Here is a 15,188-nt window from a genome sequence, read left to right on the forward strand (position 1 = left end):
ATCAGACTCCTACAGCCATCAGGATAAAGAGCGCCAGCACAATGGCGTGCAGCAGCCAGCCGGTCATTCCGCTGGTATCGCTCACCCCGTGCAGGGCGCTGGCCAGATCGAGCTGCGGCTGCTTGCGATAGAGCGGCGCGCAGAGTTGGCGCAAGGTGTGGGTGACACCGCCAGAGGTGAGGCTCATGCGCTCCTCGTAGGCGTAACCACAAGCCCACGGGGTGCCAGCGTGACGACGACCCAGCTTGGGCCCCTTGAAGATGGCCAGTACCAGCAGCGGAATGAGGAACAGCCCCAGCAAGGTGATGGCGATAACGGGCGGGGAGAGGATCGCTTGTGAGCTGTCGAGTGGCAGCAGGGTGGCGCCAGTGGCCACGTTCATTTGGCCGCTTACCAAGGCTTGACCATAGCTGGCGATATGGGGGGCAATCCAGGGGGCGCCCAGACCCAGCACCAGACAGACGGCGGCCAGCAGCAGGGTGCCAGCCACCATGGCGCCCGGCACTTCGCGGGCGTGGCTCGCTTTCTCGCTGCGCGGTGCGCCGCAGAAGCAGATGCCGTACACCTTGACGAAACACATCACCGCCATGGCGCCGGTTACCGCCAGCATCACTACCGCGAGCGGCGCGACAACGGAGGTGCCGAGCTTGGTCATGGAGAGCAGCGACTGATAGATAAACCACTCGCTGACAAAGCCGTTGAGCGGCGGCAGCGCCGAGATGGCCATGGCACCGATGAGGAACGCCAGCGCGGTCCAGGGCATCAGCTTGGCCAGCCCCCCCATCTTGTCCATATCGCGGGTGTGCAGGCGGAACATCACAGAGCCGGTGCCCATAAAGAGCAGGCTCTTGAAGATGGCGTGGTTGAGCAGGTGATAGAGGGCGCCGAGCAGTCCCAGCACCACCAGTGCCGGTTGCTGGTTGGCGATGCCGATCATGCCGATCCCCATTCCCATCAGGATGATGCCGATGTTCTCCACCGTGTGGTAGGCGAGCAGCCGCTTGAGGTCATGCTCGGCCAGCGCAAACAGCACCCCGAGCACCGCCGAGCAGGCACCGAAGATCAGTACCACATAGCCCCACCAGAGCTGGCTGGCGCCGAGAAAATCGATGCTGACCCGCAAAATGCCAAAGAGACCCAGCTTCACCATCACGCCGGACATCAGCGCCGAGATATGGGAGGGGGCAACGGGCTCGGCCACCGGCAGCCAACCGTGCAGCGGCACGAAACCGGCGCGCAGGCCAAAGCCGCAGAAGCTGAGCAGAAACACCAGCGAGGCCAATGCGCCCGCCAGATGGTGCTCGCGCAGCGCAGCGAACTCCAGCGAGCCGCTTTCGCGGCAGAGCAGCCAGAAGGCGATCAGCACCAGCGCCATGCCGATATGGTTCATCACCAAGTAGAGACGGCTCTGTTTGGCGGCCTCGGGGTTGGTCTTGACCAGCCAGTAGGTGGTGAGGGTCACCAGCTCGTAGCAGAGCAAGAAACCGAGTGCATTGTCGGCCAGCACCATGCCCACCATGGCAAACAGGAAGAGGTTCATCAGCGCGCCGATGGCCACATCCCCCTTGCCCTGATATTCGCGGATATAGGCAAAGGAGTAGAGGGCGATGGCGACGCCGACGGTGCTAATCACCAGCAGCATCAGTGCGGCCAGCATGTCGAGGTGCACTGAGCCCAGCAGCCAGAGCTGGCCGTCGACGGGGGCGCCTTGGGCAAAGATCTGGATGGCGGCGACCAGACCCGCGAGCGAACCCAGCAGGGCAAAGCCGCTGTTGAGACGGTTGGCCAGTGCGGGCAGCTTTTGCAGGAGCAAACCGGCGGCAGCGCCCAGCAAAAAGAGCAGGAGTGTGGCCATTACAAGGGGGGACAACATCAGCGAGCTCCCTCTGTGGTGGATAAATCGGATGCAGGGAGCGCCGTGGCAGGCGCCGGGAAGGCGGAGGCCCCTTGCGGGTTGGTGTCGGCCGCTTGCTGGCGACGGATACGGGCGGCGCGTTCGGTGTCGCCGTCATTGACCAGCTTCAGTGCCTGGGAGGGGCAGGCACCGACACAAGCCGGGCCATCGGCGCGAAACTCGCACAGATCGCACTTGACCGCGATGCTGCGCACGCCCGGCTCCCAGCTCAGCAGATCCTCGCCAAAGCAGCGCAGGCCGGCAGAGGTGGAGGGGTTGCTGGAGCGGATGGAGCAGGGGATATAGGTGTCGTAACTGGTGGCCACGGCCACCGGACGGCTGCCGCCGCTCTGGATGGCGCCAAAGGGGCAGGCCACGGCGCAGAGATTGCAGCCGATGCAGAGGGACTCGTTGAGTTGCACGCAATCGCCGGTCTGGCGAATTGCCTCGACCGGGCACACCTTGATGCAGGGGGCATCGTCACAGTGACGGCACTGAACCGGCATGGTCGCCTGCTCGTGTCGCATAACGGTTAAACGGGGGGCTTGCTGCAAACCTTGCGCCTTGTGTACTTCGCTGCAGGCCGCCATACAGGTGCCACAGCCGATACAAAGCTTGGGGTCAGCGATAACGAAGCGGTTCATAGCCTACCTTGTCGTGTCGCGAACGGAGAAAGTAGGGGCAGGTTGGCAAGATACGGGCCAGAATGGTTTTTGCAGCGAAATTGGATTTAAGTAGCTGTTTTTAAATAAATAAAAATCTTTATGTGGTTGAGTGAAAGGGCTGGTACGGCTGTCGAACTGTGACGTTCGTCACTTGTGACGAAGCCATAGGGAGGGTTCGTCACCTTGGAAAACGCAGCATGAGTAGGGGGCAATGAACGCAGTGAATTGCACCGCACTCCAACATATGTGTGCGGTGCACGGCGCTGCGCTTGTTGCACCCTACGGTGGGATGTCTGAGGGGGCGATGTGGTTTGCTCCCTTCTCCCCTTGCGGGAGAAGGGTTGGGGATGAGGGGGCGGTAATCGGGGTTAACGGAAAAGAAGAGGGAGGCCAATGCCTCCCTCTCTATTTGCTGACGTTTTCTATGCAATGAAGAGGCCATCAACCCGCCATCAGATATCCACCTGCGAACCCAGCTCGATAACCCGGTTGGGCGGGATCTCGAACTGATCCGGGGCGCGCAGGGCGTTGCGCTGCAGCAGCATAAAGAGCTTGCCGCGCAGATAGAGATACCAGGGACGGTCTTTCATGATGAGCGACTCGTGGGCCATAAAGAACGAGGTCTCCATCATCCGGCAGCTCAGCCCCTCGGCGTTGCAGCGGTGGAAGATCTCCTCCACGTTCGGGGTTTCGCGCCAGCCGTAGCTCGCCACCACCCGCCAGAAGGTGGGGGAGAGCTGCTCGATGCAGACCCGGCGCACATTGTGGACGTAGGGCACATCCTCCACCCGCAGGGTGAGCAGGATGATCCGCTCGTGCAGCACCTTGTTGTGCTTGAGGTTGTGCAAGAGCGCATGGGGGATCACATTGACCACCCGCGACATATAGACAGCCGTGCCCGCCACCCGGGTCGGCGGGGATTTCTCCAGCGAGGCGATCATCGGCTCAAGGGAGTTGCCGTGCTCGTTCAGGCGACGAATAAGCTGAAAGCGCTCGCTCTTCCAGCTGGTCATCACGGTGAACATCACCGCACCCAGAGTGAGCGGTAGCCAGCCACCGGAGAAGATCTTGGCGAGGTTGGCGGCAAACAGCGGCACGTCGATACAGAGCAGCGCGGCAAACAGGATGGCCACCAGATACTTGTTCCAGTGCCAGCTGTTCTTGGCCACCGAGCAGGAGAGGATGGAGGTGAGCACCATGGTGCCGGTCACGGCAATGCCGTAGGCCGCCGCCAGATTGCTGGAGTGCTCGAAGCTCATGATGACGATCACCACCGAGATATAGAGCATCCAGTTGATGACCGGAATATAGATCTGGCCGGACTCCTGCTCGGAGGTATGAACGATGCGAATGGGGGAGAGATACCCCAGCCGCACTGCCTGCCGGGTCAGCGAAAAGACCCCGGAGATCACCGCCTGCGAGGCGATCACCGTCGCCATGGTTGCCAAGAGCAGCAGCGGCACCAGCGCCCATTTCGGCGCGAGCAGGAAGAAGGGGTTGGCAATGGCGGCGGGATTGCTTAGCAGCAGCGCCCCCTGACCGAAGTAGTTGAGCACCAGTGAGGGCAGCACCACGATAAACCAGGCGAGGCGAATTGGATTTTTGCCAAAGTGGCCCATATCCGCGTAGAGCGCCTCCACCCCGGTGATGGCCAGCACCACGGCGCCGAGTGCAAAGAAGGAGGTGGTCTGGTACTGGATAAAGAAGCGCACCGCCCAGATGGGGTTAAGCGCACCCAGTACCTCGGGGTTGTGGATGATGCCGCGCAGCCCCAGCACCGCCAGCGTCATAAACCAGATCAGCATGATGGGGGCAAACAGCTTGCCCACCATGGCGGTGCCATGTTTCTGGATGGCAAACAGCAGGGTCAGCACCAGCACCGAGAGGGTGACGATATAGGGGTCGAGGGCGGGGGTGAGAATGCTCAGACCCTCGATGGCCGACATCACCGACATCGCCGGGGTGATCACCACCTCGCCATAGAAGAAGCTGCCGCCAATCAGGCCGAGGATGATCAGCAGCGGCGTCCAGCGGGTGGAGGCGTTGCGGGTAGCCAGCGACATCAGGGTGAGAATGCCACCCTCGCCGGCGTTGTCGGCCCGCATCACAAAGGAGAGGTACTTGACCGACACCACCAGGATCAGCAGCCAGAAGATCAGCGAGAGAAAGCCGAGAATGGAGGCCGGCTCGACGCCGAACCCGAATTGACCTGACAGGCACTCGCGCAATGTATAGAGCGGGCTGGTGCCGATATCGCCATAGACTACGCCAATCGCCGCCAGCATAACGCCGGACATGGCTTGTTGTTTATCACAGTTCATGAGTTCATCTTGTCAGTTTGATGTTTACACGTTTGCCAACGCACAGCTGCCCGACCTATCAGGAAAGTCGTGATATTTAATCGGGAGAGAATTAATGGATTGCGATGGGAAAGGGCGCTAACGGAATAGTGATCTGCTTGTCATGGAACACAGTCTGTTCATCTGTCATTAAGCTTATAATGACACACTCTCTGCGGGTTCATGCTCAGGTATAAATAATCAAAACGTCCTTTTGAGTAAGGTTATTAATTGGCCGTTGATTGAAATATTCACCCGCTCTGCGGGCAACCGTTTGTTTTATCTGGGTAAGTGGTTTGGCCACTATTTTTTACCGAGGCGAGCGAAAAACAGACGATAAAATAGTGACTAATTAATTGCTGGCAGGATGGCAAGGGGGAGGGTGTTGGGTAGCAATGGAGTCTTTATTTGGGGGGTAGGGTGCAATGAACGAAGTGAATTGCACCAAATATTAAAAGAGGCAAGAGGTGCAATGCGCTGCGCTTATTGCACCCTACGGCTACCAATGATAAAAGTGGTAATTATTTAGCTAATTTTTAGTCATAGTGTGAAATTTATAAAAAGTATAAATCGAGATTATAATGCTGGAGAAAATTAAAAATAAAAATGACCAGCCATTGACAATCAAGTTTAATTTTGAAAGGTAGTTGTCTTTTTTTCGGTTAGCTTCGACCAATCTATATTCAAGGGCAGATGTGTAGTAAGAAATATCAATAAGCATCCCCTCGTATGCTTTTTTATCTATAAGCGCAGTTCTTCTCTCTGGTGGCCATCCATTTGAGATGTTTTTGTATGCATCAATAGCTTCATTGCAATACCAGTCTGTTAATCTATGCTTTTCGTTTTCCGAAGCAATACATAATTTTAGTTCTTCATAAACACTTCTGTATATATTTATACTTGTTGTGAGCTCAATTACGTCTTTATTATCGGATTCTTCAACTTGTGCTTGATATAAGAGGTAGTTGAATAATGCATAATATGCAAGAATAGGAGTAACGCAAAACATGCATATAACAAGTAGTCTTGACCATAACCTTTTGGCTGATATAGAAAATATATACGCTATAATATGTCGTGCTTTGTTTAATGATTCGAAAATATATTCCATAATGGTTCTTATATTTATGCCACGTAATTAATTTTAACTAGGTTTTTATTTGCCCATTAATGTTGGCTATTAATGAATTCTGAGTGATTTCCATTTTATGGATGTTGAAGACGTCAAGTTCAACAATCGTGATAGAATGAGCTAATGTGTGTAAAATCAAATTTATTATCACACCTTTTCTTCAGAAATAGCCTTGGCGGCAGCAATCAATAGAGTGTTCTTTTGTCTTTCCAAATCGGCTTTGGTTTTTGGACAAGAGGTAGTGTCGATGATTTGGTCTAAATATTTAATTTTCTTTGTGTAGTCTCTCCGATATAACAATAAGCGCACTTCATATCTTAGGTAAGCTAAAGTGATTGTGACAAGATAGGAGGCAAGACCAGCAACGAATGATATAGTTTGCTCTGTAACATATGGAAATATAGCTGAATCAGAAGGAATTGTTTTTGACCAAGTTAGGACAATAAAAGTTATTAGTGCGGTGATAGCAGCACTACTTAATATATCAGTTTTTTGAATTTCTTTTGTATGTTGAGGTTGTAACTCATGAGACATGCTTATCACCTCTATGAGCTTGGATGACTTCCCATAGAGGGTCATCAGGATATAAATATAAAGTATTAATGTTTTTATGGCCAAGACGATCAATTACAATTACACGTACTTTTCTAGTTCTAATTCGATGAATAATAATCGGCTTAATATAGTTAAGGATGATAGCAAACACGATTGCTATAGATATTATTATAGAAGTTTCCATTGTCGTTCCTCGGCAGGTATATGTTCCCTTACATCCGTTACCGTATAGTTTATAAAGGTTTTACCTGTCAACTTCACTCTCTCCTTATACCATACACCCTCAATTTTAAGTAAGTCATCTTTTGAAAAACGTTCTTGGTTATCTGAGACTCGTTTTAAAAAAACAGAATCTGTAATAACAACGGTAATGCTATTGGCTGGGTTGTCTTTAGAAATTAACTTCCATTTTGCTTTGGGGTTATAGCTTAGTGTTTCAACGTAGTAAAAGCCGGATATTTTTCCTTCTTCGATAATATGCCTATGATTTCTTTTTACTACTAAGTTATTATTGTCTTCTTTTGATATTTTTATTTTTTGACAAATGGATGAACCATGGTCAATTGTTAAGGAATCAATACCATCCTCGGTTAGAGGAGCCGCAACATCACTAATTGCAGAGCGAATTTTTGGGTTGGTCAAAATTGCACACTGAAGTTCATTCAAAACAACTTTTTCACCATTTATATCTATCTCATAGCCATCATGAGTCTCTTTTATCAATATTTCTGTTGTGCTCATATCCATTTGCTTCAATAAATTTATTGCAGATTGGATGGATTGAATCACAGAATTTATTATAGATGTTTTATTGATCTGTATTTGTGACTCACTTTCCCGTGTAAAAAGCTGTAGTAACCACCATAAAGATCCCTCTTTGAATCCACCTTCTAACAACGTGTCAATATTAACTTGAGATTTATAGATCTTATTCGCTTCTTTAAAAGCCTCTTTGTATATGGTGTCTAAACCATTGATGCTAGATGATACATAACTTGCTTTCATCCGATGAGATTTTATTCTGTCTCCGTTCCCGTCATAACTGACCATTACGGGGTGATAGTTAACAAGTTCCATTTTTTTCCTGAAAGTATCTTGTGCATATCAATTGGACATATGCTGTTATCTGCTTGATGTCCTGGCTAAAAAAGTAGAAATAATTTTTGGTTGAAGTCCATCTTAGAGTTGCGTTATGTCATCGCTACCGCCCCTAAGTTCCAGCCCCTAGTCTGCTGCTTTTTACCTGTAGTTTTGTATTGCTTATCTGCATGGAAACGACCCCAACGGAGCTGGTTGCCAAGTGGCACATATTAACCGGAGGGATAGAAAACTGAAGAGGCAGGGGCCTAAAACCGGCTCTGGCTCAACAAATCAGTCAATAAGTGGCTCATTTTTGTTCGGTTTGACTTGATGATTGTCTGCCAGCTCGATAGTAAAACCAAACAACTTGCCGTCGCCCAAAGCGGCTTTGGCGTGCTGTACAGCCCATTTTTGGCCCTTGGTATGGCTTTTCTCCTGGGATTTCGTTCCTCCGCTTGCCCGGTTTGGGGCGGCCGATCCTGGCTGCAAACTCCTTCAAACGGCTCCGTTATACGGCTGGGGCAGGGGCTGGTCAGCCGGTGTCGAGCTCGTCACTTTTGTCGTGTCGATCACACTTCCCAGCCCGTCGTCACCCTCGTCAGGAGCGGCAAGTTGCACGTATTCATTTCTGATTACTCCTTTAATTTCAGTTGCTTGTGAATTTTTATCGCACCCTCGGCCCTTTTTGGTCTGATAAATGCTTTGTGGGGGGCTGGCCGCCTCTTTGCCTGTCGGCGGGCGGCCCGGTGTAACGAACCATTTAGGATCCCTCTCTATGAACAGCTTCGTGATTGCAGATCCCAGTCTCTGTATTGGGTGTCGTACCTGTGAGGTGGCCTGCGCCGTTTCGCACCAGTCAGGGTCTTGCAGCGGGACCCTTGAGCGGGAGGGCGGCCTGCATCTTGCCATCGAGGATGGACATCTGGTCTCCAGGGACAGCTACTTTCAGCCGCGCCTGAAGGTGATCGTGGGCAGCAAGGTGACCACGCCGGTGCTCTGCCGCCAGTGTGAAGACAAGCCGTGCGCCATGGCCTGCCCGAACAATGCCATCGTCAGCGAGGATGGTTGCGTCAAGGTGTTGCAGGAGCGCTGCATCGGCTGCAAGTCCTGCGTGGTGGCCTGTCCTTACGGCGCCATGGCGGTGGTGCTCAAAGAGGTGGCACCCGCTGCCGATTCGCTCTTCAAGCGTCCGCAGACCAAGGCGCAGGCGCTCAAGTGCGATCTCTGCCGTCACCGCGAGGCTGGCCCGGCCTGTGTCGAGGTGTGTCCGACCCAGGCGCTGCGGCTGGTCACGCCGGAGCATCTTGAAAACCTGAACCGGCAGAAGCAGCTGGCCAGTGCCGAGGCACTGCTGGCGATGCCGGCGCGGGTGTGAGCGGGCTTGCCGAGCCGTTTTTCGTTAACAAACAAGAGTGTGAGTCATGAAAAAAGTCATTACCGTGTGCCCCTATTGCGGCACCGGTTGCAAAATCAACCTGCTGGTTGAAAACGACAAGGTGGTGGGGGCCGAAGGCGCCAACGGCCGGACCAACGAGGGGCAGCTCTGCCTCAAGGGCTATTACGGTTGGGATTTTTTGAACGACACCAACCTGCTGACCCCCCGTCTCAAGAGCCCGATGATCCGCCGCGAACGCGGTGGCAAGTTCGAGGCGGTCTCCTGGGACGAAGCCATCGAGTTCGCCAGCAGCCGTCTCTCTGCCATCAAGGCGAAATATGGCCCGGACGCCATCATGACCACCGGCTCTGCCCGTGGCCCCGGCAATGAAGCCAACTATGTGATGCAGAAATTTGCCCGTGCGGTGATTGGGACGAACAACGTCGACCACTGCGCGAGGGTGTGACACGCACCCTCAGTCTCCGGTCTGGAGACAACTGTAGGCAACGGCGCCATGAGCAACGCCATTCCCGAAATTCAAGAGACCAAGTGCCTGCTAGTGTTTGGTTACAACGCTGCGGACTCTCACCCCATCGTCGCTCGCCATATCCTCAAGGCGAAGGCAAACGGGGCCAAGGTGATTGTGTGTGATCCCCGCATGGTGGAGACCGCCCGTATCGCCGATCAGTGGCTGCCGCTCAAAAACGGTTCCAACATGGCGCTGGTGAACGCCTTCGCCAACGTGTTGATTAACGAAGGGCTCTACAACAAGGCATTTGTCGCCAACTACACCGAAGGGTTCGAGACCTTTAAGGCGACGGTGGCCAAGTACACCCCGGAATATGTGGAGGGGATCACCGGCCTCAAAGCCGCCGATATCCGCGCCGCCGTTCGCACCTATGCCGAGTCGCCTGCGTCCATGATCCTGTGGGGCATGGGGGTGACCCAGTACGGTCAGGCGGTGGACGTGGTCAAGGGGCTCGCGGGTCTGGCGCTGCTGACCGGCAACTTCGGTCGCCGCGGTACCGGTTGCGGGCCGGTGCGCGGTCAGAATAACGTGCAGGGCACCTGTGACATGGGGATGCTGCCGCACCAGTTCCCGGGCTATCAGTCGGTGGCCGATCCCGAGATCAGCGCCAAGTTCGCCAAGGCGTGGGGCGTGGCGTCGCTCTCTCAAAAGCCCGGCTATCGCCTGACCGAGCTTGGCCACAAGGTGGAGGAGGGCAAGTGCAAGGCCTTCTACATCTTTGGTGAAGATCCGGCCCAGACCGAGGCAGATCTCGGTCAGTTCCGCCGCACTCTGGCGGGGATGGAGCTGGTGATCGTGCAGGATATCTTCATGACCCAGACCGCCGAGATGGCCGACGTCATTCTGCCCGCCACCAGCTGGGGCGAGCACGAAGGGGTCTACAGCTCGGCGGATCGCGGCTTCCAGCGCTTCTACAAGGCGGTGACGCCCCCCGAGAACGTGAAACCGGACTGGGCCATCTTTTCGCTGATGGCGACCGCCATGGGTTATCCCATGGAGTACCACAACACCGAAGAGATCTGGGACGAGATGCGTGCGCTCTGCCCGCTCTATGCCGGGGTCAGCTACGACAAGATGGCCGATCTCAAGAGCGTGCAGTGGCCTTGCCCGACCGAGGATCACCCGGGCACCAGCACTCTGTTCGAGGGGAATGTGTTCACCACCCCGAGCGGCAAGGGTCAGCTGATTGCCTCCGAGTGGCGGCCGCCGCTAGAGCAGCCCTGTGCCGAGTACCCGCTGGTGCTCTCCACCGTGCGCGAGGTGGGTCACTACTCCTGCCGCTCCATGACCGGCAACTGCTCGGCGCTGCAGACCCTGGCCGATGAGCCGGGCTATGTGCAGATCCACCCGAGCGATGCCAAAAAGCTCGGGGTGAAGGATCAGGCGCTGGTCTGGATCTCGTCGCGCCGTGGCAAGGTGATCACCCGCGCCAACTACAACGACCGGGTCAACTCCGGGGTGGTCTACATGACCTACCAGTGGTGGATCGGGGCCTGCAACGAGCTCACCATCGAGCACGTCGATCCCGTCTCCCACACGCCGGAGTACAAGTACTGTGCGGTGAAGATCGAGCGCATCGACAATCAGCCTGAGGCGGAAGTCTACGTCCAGACTGAATACAGCGCGCTCAAGGCGAAATTGCGCAGCGCAGCCAAAGGCTGATCGCCCTAAAAAAGAGGTTCTGCACAAATAAGGGAACCCGACTCGGATTTATCGAGTCGGGCACCCTTTTATTACCCAAAAAAAGGGGAGTAAATGATGCAACATGAAATTGGTCGCTTATTCGGACTTTTCTATATTGGCACCTATCTGGCGGCGATATTGCTGGGAATAGGTTGCTATATTTGGCGCGACGAGATGATATTTCTGCTCGGCTTCGGTTTTTTCGGCTGTTTTATGGCAGCAAGGCTCGCCATGAGTAGCGTATTTTCTGCCTTGAGTATTTCCAGTGCCTGGCTGATCGGGTTTATCTCCACCACGTTGATCAACGGCCTGCTGCTGGGGGTGATCACCCTGCTGGTCTACCTCACGCACCAGAGCGTCACCACCGAGCTTGCCGACAACGCCAGCTGGCTGCTGATGGCCTTCCAGAGCTTGTCGGCCCTCTTTATCTTCGGTGGCCTGAAGTGCTGCCATAGCCGGATCATCACTTCATAAATTGCCGATGAATGGGCAGCAAACGCCATCTTGAAACCCGCAGTCAGCGAAGAGGAGAGACAGATCTGACAGTTGACGGCGGCCCACTTTTCGGGCGCCTTAATTGAGATCAAGAACTGATGAAATAACCGGTTAAATATGGCCATCAGATATATTAAATCGGATTGTAATGAAATTTGAGCTCATCTATGATGAGTCGCCATTCCAATATATCTCCCGATAACGATGTTACTTTTTGTTGTCGTTCGTTAATAACAACTCTGGAATTGCAACATGCGACAATTTTCGTCACCGCTTTTCTTATTGGCAGCCGCTTTTACGGGCTGCGGCTATTTATTTTGGTGACGGGTGCTTGTCGTGATGCGATGGCATGGACAGCCTGACTGGTGACTAAATCGATATAACGTGAGGCCGCAATGCTAAATGTGAGTGCCATCCCCCTGGACGAGATCTCTCCCATCTGGGACGACGGTTTCCTCCTGCTCTCCAAATCCCTCCTGTCGGCCGTGACGCTCGATGATTTTATCCACAAAATCAACAAGATAGATGCCAGCTTCGGCGGCGTAACCCGGGTCAACCTGATCCTCAACATGGGTGCGGACGAGGAGGCCATCTTCTACTTCATGGGACATTCCGGCCCAAAGCATCTGGTCTGCCCCAAGGCAGAGCTGCACCTCTCCCCCCGTCCTACCAAAGAGACCCCGGAACAGGCCATCATTCTCGCTGCCGCCCGCTTTGAGAATCGCTGCCCGGCGCTGGATCGCGAAGGGGTCTACGGGGGGTTGCGCTCCTACTGCCAGCTCCCCATCACCACCGCCCGCAGCCACTTGGGCGGGGTCGAGTTTATCAACACCCAGCTCGACAGTTTCACCATGGAGACCCTCGCCAAGCTGACCCAGCTGGCGGCCATTATCGCCATTGCGCTGGAGAACGTGCTCGACAAGGAGCGCACCCTGGAGCAGGCCAACTCCCTGCGCCTTGAGCGCGACAGCTGCAAAATTCTGGTGGATGTGACCAACGCGGTAATCAAGCTGGTGCGCATCGCCGAGCTGCCCAAGAGCCTGTTTGCTATCCTGCATCACCACTTCGGCATCAGCAGCTTGTGTCTGGCGGAGTACAACGCCACCTCCGACAGCTTCAAGAGCTATCTGGTCAATCAGCACCAGAGCGATCAACCGGGCATCATCGATCACTCCTGTTTCGAAAAGAAGTGCCTGCAGGGGGCCCTTGGCCACAGCGAGCCGTTTTTTGTCTATCGCGAGCACGGCCACGGCTGCAGCAATCGCTGCCGCTTTACCTCCCAGATCCTGCCGCCCGAGGCCGACAGCTCCTGCATTTTGCCGCTGCGCTATCGGGGCAACCTGCTGGGGGTGTTGATCCTCTCGCACCCCAACGCCGACTTCTTTGCCGATATCGATATCTCCTTGCTGGAGCAGGTGGCGGCGCGCACCGCCATAGCCATGAACAACGTGCAGGCGCAGCAGGAGATCTCCAACACCAACGGCGCAAAAGAGAAGACCATTCGCATCAACGAGCCGCAGATGCAGGGGGAGTTCCCCCACATCATCTACCAGAGCGCGGTGATGGAGAGCGTGCTGGAGAAGGTGCGGCTGGTGGCCGAGAGCGACAGTACCGTGCTGATCCTCGGCGAGACCGGTACCGGCAAGGAGCTGATCGCCCAGGCCATTCACGCCCTGAGTGCCCGCCACGACCACGAGATGGTGAAGGTGAACTGCGCCGCCATCCCCACCGGCCTTATCGAGAGCGATCTGTTTGGCCACGAAAAGGGGGCCTTCACCGGTGCCCTGACCCAGCGCATCGGCCGCTTCGAGCGGGCCCACAAGGGCACCCTGTTCCTCGACGAAGTGGGGGATATGCCGCTGGATTTGCAGCCCAAACTGTTGCGGGTATTGCAGGAGCACGAGCTGGAGCGGGTGGGCAACAGCAACCCCATCGCAGTGGATGTGCGGCTGGTGGCCGCCACCAACTGCGATCTGCTCTCCATGGTCAAGAACAAGCGTTTCAGAAGCGATCTCTACTACCGCCTCAATGTCTTTCCCATCGAGCTGCCGCCGCTGCGCGAGCGCCGCGAGGATATCCCGCTGCTGGTCAATTTCTTTATCAAGAAGATTGCGAAGCGGATGCGCCGCACCATCACCTCGATCCCCGCCGATGCCATGAAGATGCTGGTGTCACTCCCCTGGTACGGCAATATCCGCGAGCTGGAGAACGTCATCGAGCGCGCTGTGGTGATGACCCGCGGCCATGTGCTCAACCTCTCGCCCGATGAGCTGATGCCCCTCAAGGGTTACCACAAGATTGAGACCCTGGTTTACGACGAGCCCGCTTCGCCGCTCTTTGCCGAGGAGGGGCCGATTGATGAGCGTGAGGCGATCATCGCCGCCCTGCGTGACTGCAACGGCATCGTCGCTGGCGAGCGGGGGGCGGCCAACCGCCTCGGCATGAAGCGCACCACCTTGCTTTCGAAAATGAAGCGGCTCGGCATTTCGGCCCGGGATCCCGAGATCATCGATGGGGTCGCACCATGAGAGAGGCCATAGAGCTTGAGGCGCGGAGCGAGCAAAAACAGAACGAACAGTGCGAGCAGAGAGAACAAAGAGAGCAGAGCGAACAAAACGAGCTGGCCCGCTGCGCCATCCACCGCGAGGTAGTGCACTACCGCGCCGATACCTTGACCTGCGACAGCGAGATGGAGCTGCCCTCCGAGACGCCGGTGGCGCTGGTCTACAGCGGCATTGCCCACAGCGTGATGATGTGCTCGGCCTCCGATCTGGAGGATTTCGCTATCGGTTTTTCGCTATCCGAGGGGATCATCGACAGCCTGCTCGATATCCACGACATCGAGCAAATTAACGGCTGTCAGGGGATTGAGCTGCATATCACGTTGGCCAATCGCTGCGTCCATCGCCTCAAAGAGAAGCGGCGCACCCTGGCGGGGCGCACCGGTTGCGGCATCTGCGGCAGCGAGAGTCTTGAGCAGGTGATCCGCACCCAGCCAGCGCTGCCTGACAGCCAGCGTCTGGCGGTAGGGCATATCGACAAGGTGCTGAGCGCGCTGCGCCCGCTCCAGCTGCTGGGCCAGCGCACCGGTGCTACCCATGCGGCAGTGCATCTGGATGGTGAGGGCAATATTCTCGCCATTCGCGAAGATGTGGGACGCCATATTGCACTGGACAAGCTGGTGGGCCATCTGTGCCGCACGGGTCGCCGTGACGGTGCCATTCTGGTGACCAGCCGCGCCAGCTTCGAGATGGTGCAAAAGTGCGCCAGCGCCGGGGTGGAGATCTTGCTCGCCATCTCGGCCGCCACCGAGCTCGCGGTCGAGCGGGCCGAGCAGACCGGGCTGACGCTGGTGGGTTTTTGCCGCCCCGGGCGGGCCGAGATCTACAGCGGGTGCCAGCGCATTCTCCTTTAAGTGACAGCAAGAGTGAGAGCCTGCTA

At 55.5% G+C, this 15,188-nt stretch carries 11 protein-coding genes; 5 read left to right on the top strand and 6 right to left on the bottom strand.

Translation table 11 applies throughout. The features are described 5' to 3' along the window. Window position 1: 1 nt before the first annotated feature. The 6 genes from hyfB to VF684_RS14145 all read right to left on the bottom strand — a co-directional run bounded on the left by hyfB (window position 2) and on the right by VF684_RS14145 (window position 7,662). Window positions 2-1,873 carry a hydrogenase 4 subunit B gene (gene hyfB / locus VF684_RS14120; RefSeq protein WP_279475098.1) on the bottom strand — a complete coding sequence of 624 codons (1,872 nt, stop codon included), beginning with the start codon at window positions 1,871-1,873 and terminating at the stop codon, window positions 2-4. After that, complete coding sequence (locus VF684_RS14125; RefSeq protein ID WP_279475099.1) at window positions 1,873-2,538, bottom strand: 4Fe-4S dicluster domain-containing protein; 666 nt, start codon at window positions 2,536-2,538, stop codon at window positions 1,873-1,875. The genes hyfB and VF684_RS14125 overlap by 1 nt, the downstream gene beginning before the upstream one ends. A gap of 473 nt (window positions 2,539-3,011) precedes the next feature. Beyond that, window positions 3,012-4,880 (bottom strand): low affinity potassium transporter Kup, encoded by a 1,869-nt coding sequence (gene kup / locus VF684_RS14130; protein ID WP_024944982.1) that lies wholly within the window; start codon window positions 4,878-4,880, stop codon window positions 3,012-3,014. A 547-nt stretch (window positions 4,881-5,427) separates the two neighbouring features. Then, the gene (locus VF684_RS14135) at window positions 5,428-6,009 is read right to left on the bottom strand and encodes a hypothetical protein (protein ID WP_376900277.1); all 582 of its coding nucleotides are present in this window, start codon (window positions 6,007-6,009) and stop codon (window positions 5,428-5,430) included. Window positions 6,010-6,177: 168 nt separating this feature from the next. Continuing rightward, on the bottom strand, window positions 6,178-6,564 hold the full coding sequence (locus VF684_RS14140; protein ID WP_124929552.1) for a hypothetical protein: 387 nt from the start codon (window positions 6,562-6,564) through the stop codon (window positions 6,178-6,180). Between the two features lie 189 nt (window positions 6,565-6,753). Then, window positions 6,754-7,662 (bottom strand): hypothetical protein, encoded by a 909-nt coding sequence (locus tag VF684_RS14145; RefSeq protein WP_338454819.1) that lies wholly within the window; start codon window positions 7,660-7,662, stop codon window positions 6,754-6,756. Between the two features lie 778 nt (window positions 7,663-8,440). Between VF684_RS14145 and VF684_RS14150 the strand changes: the two genes are divergently transcribed. From VF684_RS14150 to fdhD, 5 genes are all read left to right on the top strand, one after another. Beyond that, window positions 8,441-9,040: a 4Fe-4S dicluster domain-containing protein gene (locus tag VF684_RS14150; RefSeq protein WP_047435276.1), complete on the top strand. Its 600-nt coding sequence runs from the start codon at window positions 8,441-8,443 to the stop codon at window positions 9,038-9,040. Between the two features lie 46 nt (window positions 9,041-9,086). Beyond that, the gene (gene fdhF / locus VF684_RS14155) at window positions 9,087-11,231 is read left to right on the top strand and encodes a formate dehydrogenase subunit alpha (RefSeq protein ID WP_376900280.1); all 2,145 of its coding nucleotides are present in this window, start codon (window positions 9,087-9,089) and stop codon (window positions 11,229-11,231) included. Between the two features lie 252 nt (window positions 11,232-11,483). Continuing rightward, window positions 11,484-11,726 (top strand): hypothetical protein, encoded by a 243-nt coding sequence (locus tag VF684_RS14160; protein WP_235660875.1) that lies wholly within the window; start codon window positions 11,484-11,486, stop codon window positions 11,724-11,726. 416 nt (window positions 11,727-12,142) lie between these two features. Further along, window positions 12,143-14,275 carry a sigma 54-interacting transcriptional regulator gene (locus VF684_RS14165; protein WP_279475121.1) on the top strand — a complete coding sequence of 711 codons (2,133 nt, stop codon included), beginning with the start codon at window positions 12,143-12,145 and terminating at the stop codon, window positions 14,273-14,275. Next, complete coding sequence (gene fdhD, locus VF684_RS14170; RefSeq protein ID WP_279475123.1) at window positions 14,272-15,162, top strand: formate dehydrogenase accessory sulfurtransferase FdhD; 891 nt, start codon at window positions 14,272-14,274, stop codon at window positions 15,160-15,162. Before VF684_RS14165 ends, fdhD begins: the two co-directional genes overlap by 4 nt. Window positions 15,163-15,188 lie beyond the last annotated feature (26 nt).

This window comes from Aeromonas sp. Lyrl_2 (assembly GCF_051948815.1).
Taxonomy (GTDB): Bacteria; Pseudomonadota; Gammaproteobacteria; order Enterobacterales; family Aeromonadaceae; genus Aeromonas; species Aeromonas veronii.